General features: G+C 64.2%; 26 protein-coding genes. 8 read left to right on the top strand and 18 right to left on the bottom strand.

What is annotated here, in order from left to right; all coding sequences use genetic code 11:
* The first annotated feature begins 4 nt into the window (after window positions 1-4).
* Both recG and KM031_RS02530 read left to right on the top strand, forming a co-directional pair.
* Window positions 5-2,092 carry an ATP-dependent DNA helicase RecG gene (recG, locus tag KM031_RS02535; protein WP_215502998.1) on the top strand — a complete coding sequence of 696 codons (2,088 nt, stop codon included), beginning with the start codon at window positions 5-7 and terminating at the stop codon, window positions 2,090-2,092.
* Window positions 2,093-2,236: 144 nt separating this feature from the next.
* Window positions 2,237-2,359, top strand: a complete 123-nt coding sequence (locus tag KM031_RS02530) for a hypothetical protein (protein ID WP_260692092.1) — start codon at window positions 2,237-2,239, stop codon at window positions 2,357-2,359.
* 145 nt (window positions 2,360-2,504) lie between these two features.
* Here KM031_RS02530 and KM031_RS02525 read toward each other — a convergent pair whose 3' ends face one another.
* Complete coding sequence (locus tag KM031_RS02525; RefSeq protein ID WP_215502997.1) at window positions 2,505-2,945, bottom strand: iron-sulfur cluster assembly scaffold protein; 441 nt, start codon at window positions 2,943-2,945, stop codon at window positions 2,505-2,507.
* Between the two features lie 66 nt (window positions 2,946-3,011).
* Here KM031_RS02525 and hisI point away from each other — a divergent pair, with 66 nt between their 5' ends.
* Window positions 3,012-3,371, top strand: a complete 360-nt coding sequence (gene hisI, locus KM031_RS02520; protein WP_215502996.1) for a phosphoribosyl-AMP cyclohydrolase — start codon at window positions 3,012-3,014, stop codon at window positions 3,369-3,371.
* A gap of 79 nt (window positions 3,372-3,450) precedes the next feature.
* Here the strand turns inward: hisI and rplI are convergent, their stop codons facing one another.
* From rplI to rpsF, 3 genes are read right to left on the bottom strand one after another with little or no spacing between them, the layout of a single operon-like run.
* Window positions 3,451-4,026, bottom strand: coding sequence for a 50S ribosomal protein L9 (gene rplI, locus KM031_RS02515; RefSeq protein WP_215502995.1), 576 nt, complete (start codon window positions 4,024-4,026; stop codon window positions 3,451-3,453).
* 11 nt (window positions 4,027-4,037) lie between these two features.
* Complete coding sequence (rpsR, locus tag KM031_RS02510) at window positions 4,038-4,265, bottom strand: 30S ribosomal protein S18 (protein ID WP_103256213.1); 228 nt, start codon at window positions 4,263-4,265, stop codon at window positions 4,038-4,040.
* 24 nt (window positions 4,266-4,289) lie between these two features.
* The gene (gene rpsF / locus KM031_RS02505) at window positions 4,290-4,736 is read right to left on the bottom strand and encodes a 30S ribosomal protein S6 (protein WP_215502994.1); all 447 of its coding nucleotides are present in this window, start codon (window positions 4,734-4,736) and stop codon (window positions 4,290-4,292) included.
* Between the two features lie 301 nt (window positions 4,737-5,037).
* Here rpsF and KM031_RS02500 point away from each other — a divergent pair, with 301 nt between their 5' ends.
* The 3 genes from KM031_RS02500 to KM031_RS02490 all read left to right on the top strand — a co-directional run bounded on the left by KM031_RS02500 (window position 5,038) and on the right by KM031_RS02490 (window position 9,223).
* Window positions 5,038-6,996 carry an OmpA family protein gene (locus KM031_RS02500; protein WP_215502993.1) on the top strand — a complete coding sequence of 653 codons (1,959 nt, stop codon included), beginning with the start codon at window positions 5,038-5,040 and terminating at the stop codon, window positions 6,994-6,996.
* Between the two features lie 227 nt (window positions 6,997-7,223).
* Window positions 7,224-8,213, top strand: coding sequence for an XdhC family protein (locus KM031_RS02495; protein WP_215502992.1), 990 nt, complete (start codon window positions 7,224-7,226; stop codon window positions 8,211-8,213).
* Window positions 8,213-9,223 carry a molybdopterin-binding protein gene (locus tag KM031_RS02490; protein ID WP_215502991.1) on the top strand — a complete coding sequence of 337 codons (1,011 nt, stop codon included), beginning with the start codon at window positions 8,213-8,215 and terminating at the stop codon, window positions 9,221-9,223. The genes KM031_RS02495 and KM031_RS02490 overlap by 1 nt, the downstream gene beginning before the upstream one ends.
* Before the next feature lie 51 nt (window positions 9,224-9,274).
* Here the strand turns inward: KM031_RS02490 and infC are convergent, their stop codons facing one another.
* A complete protein-coding gene (gene infC, locus KM031_RS02485) occupies window positions 9,275-9,763 on the bottom strand; it encodes a translation initiation factor IF-3 (protein WP_260692082.1) in 489 nt (162 codons plus the stop codon).
* A 269-nt stretch (window positions 9,764-10,032) separates the two neighbouring features.
* Between infC and KM031_RS02480 the strand changes: the two genes are divergently transcribed.
* A complete protein-coding gene (locus tag KM031_RS02480; protein ID WP_215502990.1) occupies window positions 10,033-10,776 on the top strand; it encodes a hypothetical protein in 744 nt (247 codons plus the stop codon).
* Window positions 10,777-10,860: 84 nt separating this feature from the next.
* Here the strand turns inward: KM031_RS02480 and KM031_RS02475 are convergent, their stop codons facing one another.
* From KM031_RS02475 to KM031_RS02455, 5 genes are read right to left on the bottom strand one after another with little or no spacing between them, the layout of a single operon-like run.
* Window positions 10,861-11,685, bottom strand: a complete 825-nt coding sequence (locus tag KM031_RS02475) for a ferredoxin--NADP reductase (protein ID WP_215502989.1) — start codon at window positions 11,683-11,685, stop codon at window positions 10,861-10,863.
* Window positions 11,686-11,736: 51 nt separating this feature from the next.
* Window positions 11,737-12,141, bottom strand: coding sequence for a DUF934 domain-containing protein (locus KM031_RS02470; RefSeq protein WP_215502988.1), 405 nt, complete (start codon window positions 12,139-12,141; stop codon window positions 11,737-11,739).
* The gene (locus KM031_RS02465; RefSeq protein ID WP_215502987.1) at window positions 12,138-12,905 is read right to left on the bottom strand and encodes a phosphoadenylyl-sulfate reductase; all 768 of its coding nucleotides are present in this window, start codon (window positions 12,903-12,905) and stop codon (window positions 12,138-12,140) included. The genes KM031_RS02470 and KM031_RS02465 overlap by 4 nt, the downstream gene beginning before the upstream one ends.
* The gene (locus KM031_RS02460) at window positions 12,895-14,565 is read right to left on the bottom strand and encodes a nitrite/sulfite reductase (RefSeq protein WP_215502986.1); all 1,671 of its coding nucleotides are present in this window, start codon (window positions 14,563-14,565) and stop codon (window positions 12,895-12,897) included. Before KM031_RS02460 ends, KM031_RS02465 begins: the two co-directional genes overlap by 11 nt.
* On the bottom strand, window positions 14,558-14,863 hold the full coding sequence (locus KM031_RS02455; protein ID WP_215502985.1) for a DUF2849 domain-containing protein: 306 nt from the start codon (window positions 14,861-14,863) through the stop codon (window positions 14,558-14,560). The genes KM031_RS02460 and KM031_RS02455 overlap by 8 nt, the downstream gene beginning before the upstream one ends.
* A 142-nt stretch (window positions 14,864-15,005) precedes the next feature.
* Between KM031_RS02455 and KM031_RS02450 the strand changes: the two genes are divergently transcribed.
* On the top strand, window positions 15,006-15,467 hold the full coding sequence (locus KM031_RS02450; RefSeq protein WP_215502984.1) for an Lrp/AsnC family transcriptional regulator: 462 nt from the start codon (window positions 15,006-15,008) through the stop codon (window positions 15,465-15,467).
* A gap of 149 nt (window positions 15,468-15,616) precedes the next feature.
* Here the strand turns inward: KM031_RS02450 and KM031_RS22750 are convergent, their stop codons facing one another.
* The 8 genes from KM031_RS22750 to KM031_RS02415 form a co-directional block, all read right to left on the bottom strand.
* Complete coding sequence (locus tag KM031_RS22750; RefSeq protein ID WP_501162180.1) at window positions 15,617-15,877, bottom strand: DUF2711 family protein; 261 nt, start codon at window positions 15,875-15,877, stop codon at window positions 15,617-15,619.
* Between the two features lie 36 nt (window positions 15,878-15,913).
* A complete protein-coding gene (tnpC, locus tag KM031_RS02445) occupies window positions 15,914-17,482 on the bottom strand; it encodes an IS66 family transposase (RefSeq protein ID WP_215502983.1) in 1,569 nt (522 codons plus the stop codon).
* 54 nt (window positions 17,483-17,536) lie between these two features.
* Entirely contained in the window at window positions 17,537-17,731 is a 195-nt protein-coding gene (tnpB, locus tag KM031_RS02440) for an IS66 family insertion sequence element accessory protein TnpB (RefSeq protein WP_260692135.1), read from the bottom strand.
* A gap of 38 nt (window positions 17,732-17,769) precedes the next feature.
* Window positions 17,770-19,860 (bottom strand): recombinase family protein, encoded by a 2,091-nt coding sequence (locus KM031_RS02435; protein WP_035714956.1) that lies wholly within the window; start codon window positions 19,858-19,860, stop codon window positions 17,770-17,772.
* Window positions 19,838-20,041 (bottom strand): hypothetical protein, encoded by a 204-nt coding sequence (locus KM031_RS02430; protein WP_035714909.1) that lies wholly within the window; start codon window positions 20,039-20,041, stop codon window positions 19,838-19,840. Before KM031_RS02430 ends, KM031_RS02435 begins: the two co-directional genes overlap by 23 nt.
* A gap of 284 nt (window positions 20,042-20,325) precedes the next feature.
* Window positions 20,326-20,511 carry an IS66 family insertion sequence element accessory protein TnpB gene (gene tnpB, locus KM031_RS02425; protein ID WP_215507579.1) on the bottom strand — a complete coding sequence of 62 codons (186 nt, stop codon included), beginning with the start codon at window positions 20,509-20,511 and terminating at the stop codon, window positions 20,326-20,328.
* Window positions 20,508-20,918 (bottom strand): transposase, encoded by a 411-nt coding sequence (locus KM031_RS02420; protein WP_260692076.1) that lies wholly within the window; start codon window positions 20,916-20,918, stop codon window positions 20,508-20,510. Before KM031_RS02420 ends, tnpB (KM031_RS02425) begins: the two co-directional genes overlap by 4 nt.
* Before the next feature lie 49 nt (window positions 20,919-20,967).
* Window positions 20,968-21,387, bottom strand: coding sequence for a DUF2711 family protein (locus KM031_RS02415; protein WP_215507911.1), 420 nt, complete (start codon window positions 21,385-21,387; stop codon window positions 20,968-20,970).
* Between the last annotated feature and the right edge of the window lie 207 nt (window positions 21,388-21,594).

The raw sequence follows: 21,594 nt of genomic DNA, 5'->3' as shown, positions 1-21,594 counted from the left end.
CCGGATGAGCCGCCCTGAAATCCTGTTCCCGCTGTTTGCGGCGCTGGAAACGCTGGACGGCGTGGGGCCCAAAACCGCCAAGGCCTTTGCCGGGCTGGCGGTCGAAAAGCCGAAGGATCTGCTCTATCTGCTGCCCCATTCGGGCGTGGACCGCGCCCGCCGCGATTCCGTCCGCGATGTGCTGCCGCCGGTGACCGTGACGGTAGAGGTGACCATCGGCGCCCATCTGCCGCCCAAGACCAAGGGCCGCCCCTATCGCATCATGGTGCGCGATGCGGCGCTGGAGTTTCAGCTGGTTTATTTCCATGCGCGCGGCGATTACCTGAGCAAGCTTTTGCCCAGCGGGCAGCGGCGGCTGGTGTCGGGGCGGGTGGAGCTGTTCGACGGCATCGCCCAGATGGTGCATCCCGACCATGTGCTGCGCCCCGAAGAGGCCGCCGATCTGCCCGCCTATGAGCCGGTCTATCCGCTGGTCGCGGGCCTCACTCAGAAAGCGGTGGCCAAGGCGGCGCTGGCGGCAGTGGCGCGGGTGCCGGAACTGCCGGAATGGATCGACGGCCCGCTGAAGCTGCGCGAGGGCTGGCCGGATTGGCATGTGGCCGTGGCCTCGGTGCATCAGCCGCGCAGCGCCGCCGACATTGCCGCCACCGCGCCCAACCGCCTGCGCCTCGCCTATGACGAACTGTTTGCGCATCAGGTGACGCTGGCTCTGGCTCGGGCAACGCAGCGGCGCGGCAAGGGCGTTGCCAGCCGCGCCACCGGGGTTCTGCAGCGCAAGGTTCTGGACTCGCTTCCTTATCTTCCCACATCTGCCCAGACCCGCGCCGTGACCGAGATTGCTGCCGACATGGCCTCGCCCCTGCGCATGAACCGCCTTTTGCAGGGCGATGTGGGGGCCGGAAAAACCCTGGTCGCCTTCATGGCGCTGCTGACAGCGGTCGAGGTGGGCGGGCAGGGTGTGCTGATGGCCCCGACCGAGATTCTGGCGCGGCAACATCTGGAAAGCCTGGCCCCGCTGGCCGCCACCGCCGGGGTGCGGCTGGATCTGCTGACCGGCCGCGACAAGGGGGCCGAGCGTGCGGCGAAACTGACCGCACTGGCGGCGGGCGACATCGGCATTCTGGTCGGCACCCATGCGGTGTTCCAGAAGGATGTTGCCTTCCACGATCTGCGTCTGGCGGTGATCGACGAACAGCACCGCTTCGGCGTCGCCCAGCGGATGGAACTGGGGGCCAAAGGCGCCGCCGCCGATGTGCTGGTGATGACCGCGACCCCCATCCCGCGCAGCCTCGCTTTGGCGAGCTACGGCGATATGGATGTGTCGGTGCTGGATGAAAAGCCCGCCGGGCGCAAACCGGTGAAAACGGCGCTGGTCACCACCCAGCGCATTGACGAGGTGGTGGCGCATCTGGCGCAGGCGGTGGCCGAGGGGCGGCAGGCCTATTGGGTCTGCCCCCTGGTCGAAGACAGCGAGGTGCTGGATTACGCCAGTGCCGAGGCACGGTTTCAACATCTGCGCGCCGCCCTTGGCGACGACCATGTGGGTCTGGTGCATGGCCAGATGCCGCCCGCCGAAAAAGACGCCGCCATGGCACGCTTCGTGTCGGGCGAGACCTCGGTTCTGGTCGCCACGACGGTGATCGAAGTCGGGGTCAATGTGCCAAATGCCTCCATCATGGTGATCGAGCGGGCCGAGATCTTCGGCCTTGCCCAGTTGCATCAACTGCGCGGTCGGGTCGGGCGCGGGGCGGCGCAATCGACCTGCCTGCTCATGTATCAGCCGCCGCTGTCCGAGGGGGGCGAACGCCGGTTGCAAACTCTGCGCGATACCGAAGACGGCTTCCGCATCTCCGAAGAAGATCTGGCCATGCGCGGCGCGGGTGATCTGATCGGCACCGCACAATCCGGCTTGCCCCGCTTCCGCGTCGCGGATCTGGAGCGGCAATCGGCGCTGATGGAAATTGCGCAAAGCGATGCGCGCCGCCTGCTGGCCGAAGACCCGCGCCTTGAAAGCCCGCGCGGCCGTGCGGCCCGGTTGCTGTTGTGGCTGCTGGATCAGGATCGCGCCATCCGCCTGATCTCGGTCGGCTGATCTCCTTTCATCTTGGTAAAAATATCCATCTGACCCCGCCGCCCTGCGGGCTGTTCTGGTTTGTTCTCAAATGTTCTCAAAAAGTTCTTTACAGACTTTGAATCATGTGAGAACAATATAGCAACAAAGCACAGGAGGCTCACGATGCTGAAGGAAATCAAAGCCGTTCTCGCCCGGTCGTCCGACACCTTGCTGGAAGATGCGCTTGGCGTCGTGTCGCTGTTCACGCTGCTTGTTGCCGGGCTTTATCTGCCCGGTCTTGTCTGAATTCTCACTGCCTGCGGTCTGTTTTGCGGGTGCATCGGTCCCCAAGCGATGCCTGCGTCTGTCCCGACGCCGTGCCTGCCCAGATACGCCACTTGCCGCCGCACCCAAGGGATGCGGCGGCTTTTTTTATGGGGCAAATGGGAAATCAGGCTGCCTGCGCCGCCTGCATGGCCTCGACCAAAGCCTCGATCGCCAGCAGGATCGAGGCATGGCGGTTCTTGTAGTCGCGCGCCGGGATCAGCACCTCGAACCCGTCAAATGGTGCTGTGGGCGGCGGGGCGGCGTCTTTCAGCATCGCGTGCAGCGCATCGCGGGCAGCCTCAACCTCGGGCAGGCTGCGGCCAAGGGCGGCCTGTCCCAGCACGGCGGCAGAGGCCTGACCCAGCGCGCAGGCTTTCACATCCTGCGCGAATTCCGCCACACGCCCGTCGCGCAGCACCACATCCACCGTCACGGTGGAGCCACAGAGCGGCGAGCGGCGCCGTGCGCTGCCTTGCGGCGCGGGCAGGCGGCCCAGATGCGGAATGTCGGCGGCCAGCGCGAGGATGCGCCCCGAGTACAGCTTGATCAGATCCGTCTCGCTCATTGCTTTCCTCCGGCGCGTCTTGCGCATAGATAGACGCCGCAACCGCATTTGCAAAGGACTGCCACCATGGCCTTCGATCCGACCCGCCTAAAGTATGATGCCCATGGGCTGATCCCGGCCATCGCCCAGGATCATGCCAGCGGCGAGGTGCTGATGATGGCCTGGATGAACGCCGAAAGCCTGGCCAAAACGCTGGACAGCGGCCAGGTGACCTATTGGTCGCGGTCACGGCAAAGCTTCTGGGCCAAGGGCGAAAGCTCGGGCCATGTGCAGCGGCTGGTAGAACTGCGCGTCGATTGTGATCGCGATTGCCTGCTGCTTCTGGTGACGCAGGAGGGCCCGGCCTGCCATACCAATCGCCGCTCCTGTTTCTACACCTCGATCCGCGCGGGCGATGAGGTGGTGATCAGCGATCCGATGTGCTGACGCCAGCCCGCCCGCCCGCGCATGAAAAAAGCCGCGCAAGGTTGCCCCTGCGCGGCTTTGATTTTGGTCCCGACCGGGATCAGAGGTCTTCGCCGTCCTGGGCTGCGCCCATTTCGTCGAACAGCTCTGCGATCTCGAATTCCGCAGCGGCTTCGGCTTCGGCGGCAAGTTCCTGAATGGATTTGCCCGAGGCTTGCAGTTCTGCTTCTTCGACCGAACGTGCGACGTTCAGCGTGATCTTGGCGGTCACTTCCGGGTGCAGCACGACGCTGACGGTGTGCAGGCCCAGATCCTTGATCGGACGGTCCAGCACAACCTGAGCGCGGGCCACGGTGAAGCCACCGGCGGTTGCCGCATCGGCGGCGTCACGGGTGGTGACCGAACCATAGAGCGCGCCCGAATCGGATGCCGAACGGATCACCACGAAAGCCTGACCGTCGAGCTTTTCAGCAACGACCGCAGCTTCTTTCTTGGTTTCCAGGTTCTGGGCTTCCAGCTGGGCTTTCTTGGCTTCGAACGACTTGATGTTGCCAGCGTTCGCGCGCAGTGCCTTGCCTTGCGGCAGCAGGTAGTTGCGGGCGTAGCCGTCTTTCACGTTCACGACTTCGCCCATCTGGCCAAGCTTGGCCACGCGCTGAAGGAGGATAACTTGCATGTCAGTTCTCCTTATTTCACGGCGTAGGGCAGCAGGGCGAGGAAGCGGGCACGTTTGATGGCCTGAGCCAGTTCACGCTGCTTCTTCGCCGAGACGGCGGTGATACGGGACGGAACGATCTTGCCGCGCTCAGAGATGTAGCGCTGCAGCAGACGCGTGTCCTTGTAGTCGATCGCAGGTGCGTTGTCGCCCGAGAAGGGGCAGACTTTCCGGCGACGGAAGAAGGGTTTGTTCGCCATTTGAATGGTCCTTTCCTGCTCAGATCAACGACGACGATCGCCGCCGAAGCCGCCGCGGTCACCACCACGGTCGCCACGGTCGCCGAAGCTGCGCTCACGACGTTCGCCGCCTTCGGGGCGGTCGCCACGTTCGCCGCGCTCGCGGTCGTCACGTTTCTGCATCTGGACCGACGGACCTTCTGCGTGGGTGTCGACCTTGATGGTCAGCACGCGCATCACGTCGTCATGCAGGCGCATCAGGCGTTCCATTTCCTGCACGGCAGCGGCGGGCGCGTCCGATTTCAGGAAGGCATAGTGCCCTTTGCGGTTCTTGTTGATCTTGTAGGCCATCGTTTTGACGCCCCAGTACTCGTGCTCGACGACTTTGCCGCCGTTGTCTGCGAGAACCGTGGAGAAATGTTCGATCAGGCCTTCGGCCTGCGCGTTGGACAGGTCCTGACGCGCGATCATGACATGCTCATAAAACGGCATGTAAGCTCCGTATCTGTCGGGCGCATTTCATAGGTCGGGGCCTTTTGCCTTCCACGGCCCGACCACGAGAGGCTGCGCCAGTTCATGGGATTGCGGAAGGATGCGCGTCCTTACACGCGCAGGGCCCATGTCGCAAGCGCGAACTGGTTTGCGGGCCGCGACAAGGCCAGTCGCGCGCTTTTCCGCCCGTTGCCATCGCTTTGCAATGCGATGCTATCGCTTAACAGCCTGAAATGGGATTTGGCTGGAACCTGAAAGGCCATTGGCCGTTCCTATATAACGATTCGTGAAAGGACCGAAGATGAAGCGGCTTCTGACCACCACCACCGCGCTTTCCGTTGCACTGTCCTCGATCAACCCGGTGATGCTGCAAGCGCAGACCCGGGTGCAGGTAGAGGGGCAAACCGTGATTTGCCTGCCCAACAAACAGGCCGATTGCCCACAGGGGGCCACCTGCGTCGTGGCCAAGAATCCGGCCAATTGCGAACGCAATGCCCGCAAGGCGGTCGGAGGATCTGCTGCCGCCCCCGAGGAAGAGCCGCAGGCGAACAAGCCCGATCGCAAGGCGGCCCGCGCGGCTGCGAAAGCGGAAGCCGAGGCTGCCGCCGCCGAGGCGGATCGTGTAGCTGCCGAAAAGGCCGCCCGTAGGGCTGCCCGTGAGGCTGCTGCGGCCGAGGAAGCCGCCCGCGCCAAGGCCGAGGCGATTGCCGCCGACAAGGCCGCGCGTGTGGAAGGCGAGGGCGGCATTGCCAAATCCTCGACCCTGAACAACCGCGATGCGAAGGCGCAGGCCGAAGCGGATGAGGCAGCGCGCAAAGCCGCCCGCAAGGCGGAACGTGAGGCCGAACGCGCCGCCAAGGCCGCACAAGAGGCCAAGGAGGCCGAGGCCGCCGCTGCCGAAACCCCGAAAACCGGCAAGCCGATCCGCGCCGCTGATGGCGATGCGGCAGAGCCCGAGGCGGCAGGCAAACCGGCAGGCGGAAAGAAAAAGCGCCCGATGCCCGAAGACACCCTGCCGGTGATCGACACCGCCGAAGGCGTGGCACCGCCCGATGTGGCGGCAGTCGAAGCCCTGAGCGACATCCTGACCGATGAAGAGCCTGAGCCGGAGGTCCGCGCCAATGGCAAGGCCGCCAAAGCCACGGCCGAAGACCAGCCGCGCCAGAAAAAGCGCAAGAAACCCGCCGCTGCCGATGTGGCGCTGACCGAAGATCCTTCGCCCGAGGCCAAGATCACCCGCAACAAGGTGACCAAGGAAGACACGCGCCGGTCGGACGAAGATTTCGACACCCGCGCCCTGTCGCCCGAAGCGACGCTGCGCGATGGCGAACAGCCGGAAAAAACCGCGAAGAAACGCGACAAGCTGTCCAATCTGGAAAAGGCCGGGCTTGTGGTGCTGGGCGCGCTGGTCGTCGGTTCGTTGCTGAAGAACGGCGACCGCGTGGTCTCGAACACCGGCGACCGTGTGGTGGTGGACCGGGGCGATGGCCAATATGTCGTGCTGAAGGACGATGATACGCTGATCCGCCAGCCGGGCAGCGATGTGCGCACCGAAACCTTCCGCGACGGCTCTACCCGCACCATCGTGGACCGGGCCGATGGCACGCAGATCGTGACGATCCGGGATGCCTCGGGCCGGGTGTTGCGCCGGGCACGGGTCAATCTGGATGGCAGCCAGACGCTGCTGATCGACGATCTGAGCGATCAGGTGGAAGAGGTCGATTTCGCCACACTGCCGCGTCCGAAACCGGGCGGGCTGATTGTCTCGACCTCGGGTCAGGATGCGGCGCTGCGGGCGGCGATGCTGAAACTTCAGGCCGAAGAGGCCGGGCGTTCGTTCAGCCTGTCGCAGATCCGCGATTACCGCGAGGTGCGCGCGCTGGCCCCGATGGTGGATGTGGACAGTGTGACCTTTGAAACCGGCTCTGCCGCGATCCGTCCGTCCGAGGCGCAGAAGCTTGCCGAACTTGGCGCGTTCATGACCGAGATGATTGCCGAAAACGCAGGGGAGCTGTTCCTGATCGAAGGTCATACTGATGCGGTGGGCGGCGGGGCTTATAACCTTGCGCTGTCGGACCGCCGGGCCGAAAGCCTTGCGCTGGCGCTGACCGAATATTTCGACGTGCCGCCGGAAAACATGGTGGTGCAGGGATATGGCGAAAGCGAGCTGCGCGTGGCGAGCGAAGGCGACGAGCCGCGCAACCGTCGCGCCGTGGTACGGATGATCTCGCCGCTGATGCAGCAGCTTGCCGCACGGTGATCGGCGTTTGATCTGGGTCAAGGTGGCGGGGCAGGTGCCCCGCTAGCCTGATCGGGCAAGAGCGTTCTCCCTGTTCTGTTCTTGCCTCTGGGCCGCGCCCGTCTGGGCATTGTGCCTTTAACGCCGTGGGTCTCCCCCCGCGGCGTTTCCTTTTTTTTCAGCCCATGCCACTTATGTCGGATGGCGGTGCGGCGCGGCCTGCGTCACGCTGAAGCCCGGAGGAGCGCATGGACGAACGACACCACGATCAGATCCCCGAAATCGCGCTGGACTGGCACCGGGCCGGACGGGGTGCCGTGCTGGCCACCGTGGTGGAAACTTGGGGTTCGGCACCGCGCCAGACCGGCAGCCAGCTGGTGATCGACAGCGCGGGGCGGATCATGGGCTCGGTCTCGGGCGGCTGTGTGGAGGGCGCGGTCATCACCGAGGCGCAAGAGGCGCTGGTGGATGGCCAGCCGCGTCTGCTGACCTTCGGGGTCAGCGATGACACCGCCTTTGCCGTCGGTCTGGCCTGTGGTGGCACAATCCGTATTCTGCTGGAGCCGGTGGGCACCGCTTTGCCAGAACAAATGCTGGCAGAGCTGGTGGCGGCCCGAGCCACACGCGCGCCGCGCGCCTATGTGGTGAACACCGAAAGCTGGTCGCGCCGCCTGACCGATGGGGCGGGCGATGCGCTGGCCCCGGCGATTGCCACCCGGATGCGCGCCGATCGGTCAGGGATGGAGGAGGGGGGCTGGTTCATCGCGGTCCACAATCCGGCGCTGCGTCTGATCGTGGTGGGGGCGGTGCATATCGCGCAGCCGCTGGTGCAGATGGCGCGGGCCTGCGGCTATGACTGCACGCTGATCGACCCGCGCGAAACCTTTGGCGCCAGCGCGCGCTTTCCGGGCGAGCGTATCCTGGACGATTGGCCCGACGAGGCGCTGGCCGCGCTGCGCCCTGATGGCCGCACCGCGGTGGTCACGCTGACCCATGATCCGAAGCTGGATGATCCGGCGATCCGTGCGGCGCTGGCCTCGGATGTGTTTTACCTCGGCTGTCTGGGCTCGAGCCGCACCCATGCCAAACGGCTGGAACGGCTGGTGGCAGAGGGCGTGGACGCCGCGCAGATTGCCCGCATCCATGCGCCGGTCGGGCTGAACATCGGGGCGAAAAGCCCGGCGGAAATCGCCGTCTCGATCATGGCGCAGATCACCCAAGTGCTGAGGCAGGGCTGATGCGCTTCGGATCCGTGCCACTGGCCGAGGCCGAAGGAGCCATTCTTGCGCATCGCATCGACACGCCGCAGGGGGTGATTGCCAAGGGCAAGCTGTTGGGGCCGGAGGATCTGGCCCGGCTTGCCGCCGCAGGGCGGACCGAGGTCATCGTGGCCCGCCCGGATCCGGGCGAGTTGGGCGAGGATGCGGCGGCGGCGCGGCTGGCGGCGGCGCTTGCCCCCGATCCCGCCGCTTTGGGGCTGCGGCTGACCGGGGCCGCGACAGGCCGGGTGAACCTCTATGCCACCGGGCCGGGCCTGCTGCTGGTCGATGTGCCGCGTATCCATGCGCTGAACGCGGTGCATCCGATGATCACCCTCGCCACCCTCGCCCCCTTTGCGCGGGTCGAGGCGCGCAGCATGTTGGCCACCGCCAAGATCATCGCCTATGCCGTGCCCGAGGCCGCGCTGGCCCGTGCCTGCGCTCAGGCCGCCGGGGCGCTGCGGGTGGCCGCGCCGGTGATCCGCCGCGCTACGCTGATCGAAACCACGCTGTCAGACGAAGCCCCCGCCCCGAAAGGGCGCGAGGCCCTGGCCACACGGTTGCGGCGGCTGGGGGCCGGGCTGGAGGCGCGGGTGCTGGTGCCACACCGGGCCGAGCCGCTGGCGGCGGCGCTGGCGCAGGCGACGGGCGAGGTGATCTTCATCCTGACCGCCTCTGCCACCTCCGACCCCGCCGATGTCGGGCCCGCGGCGCTGATTGCGGCGGGCGGACGGCTAATCCGCTTTGGTATGCCGGTCGATCCTGGCAATCTGTTGTTTCTGGGCGATCTGAACGGGCGTCCGGTGATCGGTCTGCCGGGCTGCGCGCGTTCGCCCGCCCTGAACGGTGCCGATTGGGTGCTGGAGCGGGTGATCTGTGGTCAGACCGTTGGCGCAGACGACATCGCCGCCATGGGGGTGGGCGGGCTGTTGAAGGAGATCGCAGCGCGCGGGCGTCTGCGCGAGGCCCCAGACGCGCCCCCGGAATAGAAACGGGGGCCACCGGCCCCCGCATGTCAGCGTGCTGATCGCAAACGCGCCTTAGCGCGGCCCGATCATCATCACCATCTGGCGGCCTTCAAGGCGCGGCATGGATTCCACCTTGCCCGCGTCGCCCACATCGGCGGCAACCCGGTTCAGCAGTTCCAGCCCCAGATCCTGGTGCGCCATTTCACGGCCCCGGAAGCGCAGGGTCACCTTGACCTTGTCGCCTTCCTCAAGGAACTTCAGCACAGAGCGCATCTTCACATCGTAGTCATGGGTATCGGTTCCGGGACGGAACTTGATTTCCTTGATTTCGATGATCTTCTGTTTCTTGCGGGCTTCGGCTTCACGTTTCTGCTGTTCATATTTGAACTTGCCGAAATCCATGATCTTGCAGACCGGCGGTTCCGCATTGGGCGAGATCTCGACCAGATCGAGCCCCGCCTCTTCCGCCATCGCCATGGCGCGGGCTGGGGTCACGATACCCACATTCTCGCCATCCGCGCCGATCAGGCGGATTTCGGGATTGCGGATGCGTTCATTCACACGAGGGCCCGTATCGCGTTGCGGCGGGGCGTTGTGGGGTCTGCGGGCTATGGCTGTGTTCCTTCGTCCATTGAATCTGTGCGCAAAATAAACCTCGCAGCCCGGCACTTCAACCTGATTCCCCGTATTCGGCGGCGATTGCCCGCCCATGTCGCACCGAGTCTGAAATTCCCCCCGCTTTTCCAAGACATGACACTTTTCAAACTGCCCATGAAATGCCACATCCTGCTTGCGACCGTGGCGTACCCCACGGGACGAAGGAGATCGACATGAGCAACAAGGTCATCATTGGCGGTGTGGTTCTGGCCGCTGCTGCCGCCGGATATTATTTCTTTGGACAGCCTGCCGAAGAGGTCGCTCAGGATGCGGCCGCCACGGCGACCGAGGCTGCGGGCGCTGCGACCGAAGCAGCGAATGATGCGGCCACCGCTGCCGCCACCGCCACCGAAGCTGCCGCAGATGCGGCGACCGAGGCCGGCACCGCCGCGACCGATGCCGTGACCGAGGCTGCCGAAGCTGCGGCCACCGCGACCGAAGCGGCAGGCGAGGCTGCGGCCACTGCCACCGAAGCGGCGGGTGATGCGGCCGCTGCCGCCACTGACGCGGCCACCACGGCGGCCACCGCCGCCACGCAAGCTGCCGGTGATGCGGCGGCTGCTGCCACCGACGCGGCTGCCGATGCTGCTGCGGCGGCGGGCACCGCGGCGGCTGCCGCCACTGAAGCTGCGGGCGATGCTGCCGCTGCGGCGACCGAAACTGCCACCGAAGCGGCTGAGGCCGCAACCGAGGCGGCCACCGGCGCGACCGAAGCTGCTGCCGGTGCTGTCAGCGACATGGCCGCTGCCCTTGATCCGGCCAATTTCGATGCCGCGCGCATCCATACGCTGATCGACGGCTCCGCGCTCGACATGGCCACCAAAACGACGCTGAAAGCCGCCGTGGATGGTGCCGCGCAGAACCCCTCGCTGGTCTCGGCGGCGGTGGAACAGGTGAAAAAAGCCCTCGGCATGTAAGCTGCCGTCTGGCTGAAACGACAAACGCCGCGTGAGGTTCACGCGGCGTTTTTTATTGATCTGCAAGCGCTTGCGTGGCGATGTTCAGATGCCGTCGCCGACAAATGCCTTTTCAACCACATACTCCAGCGGCTCGGAATTGGCGCCTTCGCGCAGGCCAAAGCTTTCCAACACCGCCTTCACATCATGGTTGAAGGCCAAGCTGCCGCAAACCATGGCGCGGTCTTCCTCGGCGTTCATCTTGGGCAGGCCCAGATCGGCAAACACCTTGCCCGAGGTCAGGTTGTCGGTGATCCGGCCCATATGTTCCGAAGGTTCGCGCGTGGTGGTCGGGTAATACAGCAACTTGCCCTCCACCAGCTCGCCGATCAGCGGATCGTCCTTCAGGCTTTCCACCAGCTGACGGCCATATTCCAGCTCTCCGGCTTCGCGGCAGGTGTGCATCATGATGACCTGATCGTATTTGTAATAGGTATCCGGGTCGCGCATCAGCGAGGCAAAGGGCGCAAGTCCGGTACCGGTGGCCAGGAACCAGATGCGCTTGCCGGGCAGCAGCGCGTCATGCACCAGCGTGCCCACGGGTTTCGGGCGCAGGATGATCTCGTCGCCCGGCACGATATGTTGCAGCTTCGAGGTGAGCGGCCCATCCGGCACCTTGATCGAATAGAACTCCAGTTCCTCATCCCAGGAGGGCGAGGCGATGGAATAGGCGCGCAGCAAGGGTTTGCCATTCTCGCCCATCAGCCCGATCATCACGAATTCGCCCGACCGGAAGCGCAGCGATTTGGGCCGCGACACGCGGAAGGAAAACAGGCGATCCGTCCAATGCGTGACCGATTGAACGATCTGCGCATCGGGCAGGGTGACTTTGGCGGCATTTTTATCGGACACGGGTTTTTGCTCGGTCATGGAATATCATTTCCTGAATATGTCAGGCGCAAGCGCGAGGGAAGGGCGAAGTCAGGCGCGCAGCCGCGACTGATAGTCATGCGCCTGCCAGTTGGCCCGGAACTGCCACTGGTCTTCGGGCTGGCGCGCAGCAAGATCATCGCTGATTTCAACCGCGTCAAAGCCGACGCGCCGCGCCATGGCATATTGATCGGCGATCACATGGCCATTGGCGCGCAGCGTGCCGGTATAGCCCATCATGCGCAGGCGGCGGGCGATGGTGAAGGCGCGGCCATCGCTGAAGGCGGGGAAGGCCACGCGGATCAGGGTGAGCCGCGCCAGCGCCCCCTCCAGCGCCGCCGGATCATCGGTATGGGCCAGATCGACGCTGGTGTCGCTGGCCGACAAAGTGGCCAGCGTCGGGTAGTCCTGATCCGCAGCAGGGGTAAAGCCGGTATCGGTGACGATCACGCTCATGCTGCGTTCTCCTTGGTCACGGGGCCGCGCACGGCCTTGCCATTGATGAAGTGGATGCCACATTCGGTCTTGTCGCTGCCGCGCCAGCGACCCGCGCGCGGGTCTTCGCCGGGTTTCACCGGGCTGGTGCAGGGGGCGCAGCCGATCGACGGATAGCCTTGCGACACCAGCGGATGCCGGGGCAGGCGGTTGTTGATCATGTAGTCTTCAAGATCCTCGCGGCCCCAATGGGCCAGCGGATTGATCTTGATGCGCGTATCGCCCTCGGCCTCGAAAAACTCCACTGCAGCCCGAGTGGCACCCTGATAGCGTTTGCGCCCGGTGATCCAGGCATCATAGCCATTCAGCGCGCGTTCCAGCGGTTCAGTCTTGCGCAGCGCGCAGCAGGCATCGGTGCTGAACTGGTGCAGCGTGTTGTCGGGATCTTCGAACGCCAGCTTGCCTGGTTCTGCCGTGATGCGGCGGATGTCGGTCAGGCCCAGCTTGTCGGCCACCTCGGCCTGATAGGCCAGGGTTTCGGGAAACAGCATATGCGTGTCGATGAACAGCACCGGCGTTGTCTTGTCGACCACCGAGACCAGATGCAGCAGCACCACCGATTCCGCCCCGAAAGACGAGACCATGGCGACGCGCCCCACCTGGGCATCGGTCAGCGCGCGTTCCAGCACCGCCGTCGCGCCGTGGTGGCGATACCGGGCGTTCAGCTCGTCCACGCGCTCGGCCACGGGGGCAAGCCCCGCGCCGGATGTGGTGTCACGCGGCATCACGCGATCCTTCCGCCGGATACAGCGCCGCCTTGAACGGGGCGAGGCCCAGCCTGCGATAGGCTGCAAGGAAGGTTTCGGCGGGGCTTTCGCGCTGCTCCAGATAGGTGGTGATGATCCGCTCGATGGCGGGCACGATGTCGTCATAGGCAAAGCCCGGGCCAGCCCGCTCTCCGATGACCGCCGTTTCAGTACCGTCACCGCCCAACGTGATCTGGTAGTTTTCCACCCCGGCGCGATCCAGCCCCAGAATGCCGATATGGCCGACATGGTGGTGCCCGCAGGCATTAATGCAGCCCGAGATCTTGATCTTCAGCGGGCCGATGTCATGCTCCAGTTTCAGATCGTCAAAGCGGGTGGCAATCTCTTGCGCAACCGGGATCGAGCGGGCGGTGGCCAGCGCGCAATAATCCATACCGGGGCAGGCGATGATATCCGAGATCAGCCCGACATTGGCCGTACCGAGCCCGGCCTGAACCAGTGCCGCATGAATGGCGGGCAGGTCGCCCTTGTGCACATGCGGCAGGATCACGTTCTGTTCGTGGCTGATGCGCAGTTCGGAATGACCATAGGTCTCGGCCAGATCCGCGATCAGGCGCATCTGATCGGCCGAGGCATCACCCGGCGTCGCGCCATGGGCCTTCAGGCTGATGGTCACGATGGCATATTGATCGTTGCGATGCTGTGCCAGGTTGGTATCGGCCCAGGCACGGAACACCGGGTCGGCCTTGTAAAAGGCGTCATAGGCATCGACCGGCGCGTTGCGGAAGGCCGGGGCGGCAAAGGCCTCTTCGATCTCGGCCAGCAGCGTCTGGTCATGGCCGCCGAACAGCGGGCGCAACTCGGCAAAGCGCGCCTCGATCATGCGCGTCAGTTCTTCCTTGCCGGTCTCGTGCAGGGTGATCTTGATGCGCGCCTTGTATTTGTTGTCGCGCCGTCCCAGCGTGTTGTAGACGCTCAGCACCGCTTCGACATAGGGCAGCAGGTCGGCTTTGGGCAGGAACTCCCGCACCGTCATTCCGACCATCGGCGTGCGGCCAAGGCCACCGCCCACGATCACCTCGAAGCCCGGCTCGCCAGCCGCATTGCGCACCATGCGCAGGCCGATGTCATGCGCGCGGGTCACGGCGCGGTCATTCGGGCTGCCGGTGATGGCGATCTTGAACTTGCGCGGCAGGAATTGGAATTCCGGGTGATCGGTCGACCATTGGCGCAGCAGCTCGGCCACCGGGCGCGGGTCTTCGATCTCATCGGCGGCAGCGCCGGCGAAATGGTCTGCCGTCACGTTGCGCACGCAATTGCCCGAGGTCTGGATGGCGTGCATGCCCACATCGGCCAGCGCCGTCAGGATGGCGGGCACGTCATTCAGCTTCGGCCAGTTGAACTGGATGTTCTGGCGGGTGGTGAAATGGCCATAGCCCTTGTCGAAGGTCTCGGCGATATGGGCCAGCTGCCGCATCTGATGCGGATTGATGGTGCCATACGGGATCGCCACGCGCAGCATATAGGCGTGCAGTTGCAGATAGAGCCCGTTCATCAGGCGCAGCGGCCGGAACTCCTCTTCCGACAGCGAGCCGTCGATGCGGCGGGCCACCTGATGCGAGAACTGCGCCACACGGGCGCGCACGAAAGCTTCGTCGAACTCGGAGTAGTTATACATGGGTCAGATCTGCCTGTTTGCCGTGCGCATAGTTGGAAGGCCCGCGGGTGCGGAAGGCCTCACGGAAATGGGTGGGTTCGGGGCCGTTGGGGCCTGCCTTCGCATCTGCGAGATAGGCGCCGACAACGACATTCTTCTGCGCCATGCCGAACAGCAGGCGCAATTGGGCATGGGCCTCATCCTCGATCAGCTCGGCCTCGTGATGCAGGCGCGACCAGCGGTCATCGGCGGTCAGATAGACCACGTCCCCTTCGATCAGCGCATTTGCGGTGACGACTTTCGGGGTGAAGCGGGCCATGAGGATTCTCCGGGAAGGGGTTTGTGCCCTGCAATATAGGATATTTTCCCAGATTCTGACCAGCCACCCTTGCAGATAAGGATGTTTGTTCCGATACTTCGGAGGATTGGAACAGGGTTCCGTCACTTGGGGGATTTGCGGAATGTCGGCCCGGCTGGATGAGATGGACAGGAAAATCCTTGCCGAGTTGCAGGAGGATGCCGAGCAGTCGCTGGACGAGATCGCGCGCAAGGTCGGCTCCAGCAAGACGCCAGTGTGGAATCGCATCCGCCGCATGAAAGAGGCCGGGGTGATCCTGCGCCAGACCGCGCTGCTCGACCCCGAGGCGCTGGGGCTGGAGGCCTGTTTCTTCGTGCTGATCCGCACCAGCGAACACGAGGCCGACTGGCAGCGCAAATTCCTGCAAACCCTGCGCGACCGCCCCGAGGTGCTGGAAGCGCACCGGCTGGCCGGGGATATCGACTATATCCTGAAAGTGCGGGTCAAGAACGCCCGCGCCTATGACACCTTCTATCAGGCGCTGATTTCACAGGTGAAGATCCACAATGTGACGGCCCTGCTGAGCATGGAAGAAATCAAGTCGGTCACGGCCCTGCCGTTGTGAGGCATGGCTGGGGGCATTGCGCTGACAGCGCAGGGGGGGGGCAGTTTTGGCCGTCATGGGGTTCTGGCGGGTGGTTGGGGTTCAGACGCGAAGGGGAGTTCATCCGTGGCCGCGCAAATAACGCTTTGAGTCCGTAGCGGACGGCCAGATCAGATTGGATGGAGGCCCCAGTAGACCTCTGTCCTTTCTGAGCAGAGGAATTTCTCAAACTCACCAAACTGGTCATCGCGTTCTTGGGTGCAGAGGAAAGAGCAGCAGCTGTCCCAATGCGAACCGACCAAGATTGAGCCGTCTTCAGTTGAAATCACACAATGACCAGTCACGCAGTCTTCTCTGAGCATCTTGTCGATGGCGTGGCGCTTGGTCTGCTCTCCGAATTCATCAGAGACAAGCAGGTGGGAATGACCCAGTTCAATCGTAAGCGGTGCGTGATCCCCGTCAGGCTTTCAGCTTGACGGCTTTTGGAAGGCCCAGGGCATGAGGTCGTCGATGCGCGCTGCGGGGTGGCCGTTGGCGATGGCGGTCAGGGTTTCGCGCAAGTAGGCGTAGGGATCGATGGCGTTCAGCTTGCAGGTCTCAATAAGCGAGGCCAGGCGCGCCCAGGTTCGGCCGCCCTCGTCATGACCGGCGAACAGCGCGTTTTTACGATTGAGGGTTAGGGGTCTGATGGTATTTTCGACCGGGTTTGTATCCATCTCGACGCGGCCATCGGACAGGAAGATCTGCAGGCCATCCCAGTGCCGGTGGATATAGCCGAGCTTCTCGCCCAAGCGGGATTTGGCGGAGATCCGGCTGCGCTGGTGGGTCAGCCAAAGGCGGAAGTCGGCAATCAGCGGGGCCGATCGCGCTTGGCGGGCCGCTAGGCGCTCCTCGGGTGAGCGTCCCCGGACGCTGGCTTCGATCTTGTAGATCTGGGCGATGCGGCGCAGGCCTTCGGCGGCGATCTCGGAGCCGTCCTTTTGATAGATGTCATGCAGTTTGCGCCGGGAATGGGCCCAGCAGTAGGCCAGCGTCAGGGGCATGCCGCCCACGCGCTTTGGTTCGGCCAAGGCGTCATAGCCGGTATATCCATCGACCTGAAGAATGCCCTCGAAGCCTGTCAGGATGTCCATCGCATGGCGGCCATGGCGCCCGGGCGCATAGGTGAAGACGACCGCGGGCGGATCGCCTCCACCCCAGCCGCGATCATCGCGGGTCACCGCCCAAAGGTAGCCGGTTTTGGTTTTGCCCGCCTTGGGATCGAGGACCGGTGCCCGGGTCTCGTCCATGAACAGGCGGCCGGATCGCTTGAGGTGGACCAACATCCGGTCAACGACCGGGGCCAGATGATAGGCTGCTACGCCACACCACTTTGCCAGGGTTGACCGGTCCAGATCCACGCCGCCCCGGCCATAGATCTGGCATTGGCGATAAAGCGGCAAGTGATCCGCATATTTGGAGACGGCGACATGGGCGAGCGTGCCCTCGGTCGGCAAACCGCCTTCGATCAGCCAGTTGGGCGTGTCGGCCTGTATGATGCCTGCGTCGCAACGACGACAGGCATAGCGGGGGCGAATGGTGACGATGACCTGGAAGCGGGCAGGAACGATGTCGAGACGTTCGGCGCGGTCTTCGCCGATCGTCACCATGTCGGTGCAGCCGCAGGGACATATCTTCTGCGCGGGTTCGATCACCTGCTCGATGCGCGGTAGGTGATCTGGCAGATGGCCAAGGTTGCGTTTGGCTGCCGGACGCCTGGGCCTGCCATCGGCATTGCGCTCCGCCAGCGCTGCCCGCGCGGCCTCGGCTTCGGCGACCGCCGTTTCCAGATCCTCGAAAGCCAGCTGGCGCTCGTCGGGTGCCAACTGCTCGGACCGCTTGCCGTAAAGCGCATGGCGCAGCTCGGCGATCAGGTAATCCTGACGTTCGGTCTGCGCCTCCAGCCCGGTGACCTTGGCCTGCATGGTCGCAAACGCCTCACGCACGGCGGGCGGAAGGCTGTCCATATCAAAGGGGAGATCGGCGGGCGCAGGCATGGCTGTTTATACCGCGTGCCCCCAGGATTGCCCATATTTACAAGGCGATCCGAGTCACTCTGTCGCGGGGGGATGCGTCGGCCTGGGCGCATGGATGCGGCGCCAGTCAAGCCCTGCAAACAGCGCCTCGAACTGCACCCGCGACAGCCGCATGACCCCGTCGCCAACCTTTGGCCAGGCAAAGCCGCCCTGTTCCAGTCGCTTGTAGATCATCACGATCCCACTGCCGTCCCAAAACAGAACCTTGATCCTGTCGCCCGATCACGTTTCATAATGCATCTCCTCCTTCAGAATCCGGGTAGGGTCATGGACCTGTCTGCAATCTTATCAAGCGCTTGCCTTGGCCTGCGCGCGGCTATTTCCTGCAAGCCTATCCGAACCGCCTCGGTTTCGAGCGCGGCCAGCGGTATTTTCCATGGGGCGGAATACAGGATCTGTGTCGCGGGGAGGATCTGCGCGCGGATCAGTTTGTGGACAGATGCCACGCAGACGCCGAGCCGCTTGGCGGCAGCATCGACGCTCACGGTCTTCTCCTCCTCGGCCTCGGGATCATAGGGTGGGATCGCGAGCCTGTCGCGCAATTCAGCCACGCGGACGGTCGTCCATGTCTCGTCATCCTCAGTGCGGCAGCGCATCCGGTTGAGGGTCACGGCAAGTTCCCTGTCTGGCCAGTGCCCGCCAAGTTTGCGCAAGATGTCGGCAGCAGTGCGCTTTGGCCCCGGTGGGAAGCGACCGGTTCGGCGCCGGGCCAGCCTGACCTCGGTGTGGCGCCCGCCGATCCAGTGAATGAGCAGAACGAAGGCGTTCTCCGCCTGATCGATGTCGATCACCACTTCCTCGATCAGCAGGCGCACCAGTCGCTGCCGCGCGCGGGCATCGGTCCCGGCGGCATTCCATGCCGAGGGCAGGTCGGTGGCGAGCCGCAAGAGGACATCAGGATCGACCCCGGGCCTCGCGATGAGTTCTGCGCCCAAAGCGGCAAGTTTTTGCTCGACCGAGGCCACCCGCTCCAGGGCTGCGTTCCACCGCGCCTCCAGCGTGCGCGCAACATGCCGTTTGGCGGGATCGACATGCTCATATCGCCGCTCGGCCAGTTCCGCGGCGTATCGTGCCTCATCAAGCTCCTTCTCGACAGCAAGCCGCACCACCTCCTGTGCCCGGGTGGCCTGCTGTCCCGCCAATAGGGCAGCCTGCACGGCGCGGCCGGAGACCGCTTCGAGCAGTTGGCCGGTCACGGCCGCATCGATGCCGCCCCCGCCCGCACCGATGCAGAGCCCAGCCCCGACATGGCTGTCATCGCCCCGACATTGGTAACGATGGGACAGGTCGGTCCCGGTCTTGTAAAAGACCCGCATCATCCGGCCGCACCTTGCGCAACGCGCCATGCCGCTCAGCAGCGCCTGTCCGCCGCGCCCGGATTTGCGGGCCGTTCGCTTTTGCATATGCGCGTTCTCCCCCAGCAGGACGCGGTTCTCCTCATAGGCCTGCCAGTCGATGTATCCTTCGTGATTGCTCTTGATCAGCACGCCCCACTCCTCGATCGCCCGGTGATGGCCGCTGGTCTTGCGCGCCTCGCCCTCGACCACCGCCATCCGATTACCGGTCCGGCCGAAGGCATAGGCACCAGCGTAGACCGGATTATGCAGCACCTGCATCACGCTGTGATAGGCAGGCTTGCGCCAAGCGATCTTGCGCAGGGCACCGTTGCGCAGGACCACTGGCAGATGGACATCGGCCGCGCGCAGCCACAGGAACACCTGGCGACCGCTGCCAAGCTCGCGGAACTTGGCGAAGATCAGGTGGATGGCCTGCCGGACCCGCTCATCAGGATCCATCTCAATCCTGTCGTCCTCGCTCCAGCAGAACCCAGGCGGCAAGGTAAAGCGGAGTTCTCCCCGCTTCGCCTTCGCATCGCGGGCCGCCAGCCCACGTTGCCGCAGAAGACTGAGTTCGTATTCCGACATGGTGCCCTTCAGCCCCAGCAGCAGTCGATCATTCATTTGACGCGGATCGTAGACCCCCTCCGGGTCAACGACCAAGGCCCCCGTCAAGGCGCAGAGGTCAATCAGATGATGCCAGTCCCGGCCATTACGGGAAAGCCGCGAGGCTTCGATGCAATAGACCGCCCCCACCGTCCCGGCACAGACTTCCGCGACCAGACGCTGGAAGCCCGGGCGGGCAATCAGACCAGAGCCGGAGCGTCCCAGATCCTCATCGATGACCCGGACCTCGGCGAAGCCGGTGTCGCGGGCGGCTTCGGCCAGCTGGTATTGCCGCTTCTGGCTTTCGAGATTCCCGAGCACCTGAGCCATCGTCGACTGGCGAACGTAGACGAGTGCGCTGCGGGCAAGGTGCTCAGCGGTGATCTTTGCGTGCATCATGACCTGCGCCCTCCGCAATCTTGCCCGCCGCCATCAGCAGCAGGTCTGCCAATGCCTCCAGGATCGCCGGTGTCGCGGGCGCGGCCGGGGGGCGGTTCGGGCTGTCGTTCAGGTCCAGGCAGAGCTGACTCGGCGTCGCTTGCTTTTGTTGCGAGAGGGGTCGGGGTCGGCAGGGCATGCGTATCCTCCTCGGGAATCGATCCCCCACAGGATGACGCAAGCTGACCGTGACGCATTAGATCGAGTGTCTGTGCAAGCGACCGCAAGGCTTCGAGAGCAACAACCGGCGGGCCGCTTTCCATGCGTGCGCAATAGGCGGCATCGCACATCCAGGGGGGCAAAGTCCGGAAGAACCCCTGCCGTTCCTCGACCAGCACAGAGTCCGATCCGTGCCTGCGTCCCCCATCGCGCGCGCGTAGAACCCGCCCGTAAAGAGGGTGCCAAGGATATTCGATCCGCAAATCACGCAGTTGGTATGTGGAATGAAAGCCGATCACCACGTTTGGACCTGAAGACAACCATCACCCCCGCCTTGGGCGCAAAGCCCAACGCGGCATGCGCCATGGCCGCCAGCCCGTCATGTCCCTTGCGGAAGTCCACAGGCTTGGTCGCAATCACGATCCGGACGGCCTGATCCGGAAAGATCACAGCACCTTCCTCAACGCCGCCGCCAAGGCCGCCGCGCGGTCTGGACTGCAATCCGGCATCACATGCAGAACGACCCCACAGATCTCGACCCTGATCACGCCCGTGTCGGCCGACGCATCAGCCAATGGCTCGATCACCAGCGGCACGAAGGTCGGGGCCGTAGCGACCGGCACCACCAGTTCCCCTTTGCGCGCCTGACCACGCCATCCCGAAAGGTGCCGCGCAATCAACCCATACTTCGCCGCAACATCGCAGACCCGCGCGCCAGGCTGAAAACTCTCAGCCACAATCCGCGCCTTGAGATCATCCGGCCATCGCCGCCGCCCGGTCGGGCCATCAAGGATCTCGATCCGGGATACTTCCTTCGACCCACGCACCTCCATCCGGTGCTCGTTTTGGTGCTCCACGGCCAGCCTCCCGCAAACTCAGTTGCAGAACGGCATGCCCCAAGTCACATCAAGCCGAAACCACGGGGCCGGCGCACCGCTTACGTTCAATCAGGCGTAGTAGGAATCTTCGTTCGTTGTGCGGGGCAAAACAACCTTCGACTGGCGGGATGAGCTTTTGCCCTTCGACCATATTCGCGAGTTGATCACTCAGACGCTGGTTTGGGTACGTCAGGCCGAGGACGTAGGACCTTAAGGCGATATCGATATCGCTGAGCGTCTCGAAGCCTCCCTTGTGCAACACTTCCGACCATGTCACTGGCGTGCAGTCAGCAAGGATTTCATTGCGCGTCGGGTAGGTCCCCGGAAAGAAGCGCTCAAATGGAAGCGCTTGTGGCCTCAGAAACGGCGAAAGTACCACCCAAACCTTCGAAAAATGCTTGCAATAAGCATCGAGGATTTTGCCGTCATCGGGTGTATGTACGAACATGGTAGTTACACATCTTCCTTGGCCGCTAGGCCACTTCTAGTACGTCGTCGCCAAACGTGAGCCTTCTGGCAAGTGTCCGCTTCGTCCGCATAGCAGCCACATTCCCTCGAACAAAGGGCTCCGTTCTGCTCCGATATGCTCGCCAGACAGCATCCTGCCATCAGGCGTAGCGATCCCGCCCTGAACCAACTTCGGCAGGCTGCCCTT

It is taken from the genome of Gemmobacter fulvus (genome assembly GCF_018798885.1).
Taxonomy (GTDB): domain Bacteria; phylum Pseudomonadota; class Alphaproteobacteria; order Rhodobacterales; family Rhodobacteraceae; genus Gemmobacter; species Gemmobacter fulvus.
This window is presented reverse-complemented; position numbering and strand designations above follow the sequence as displayed.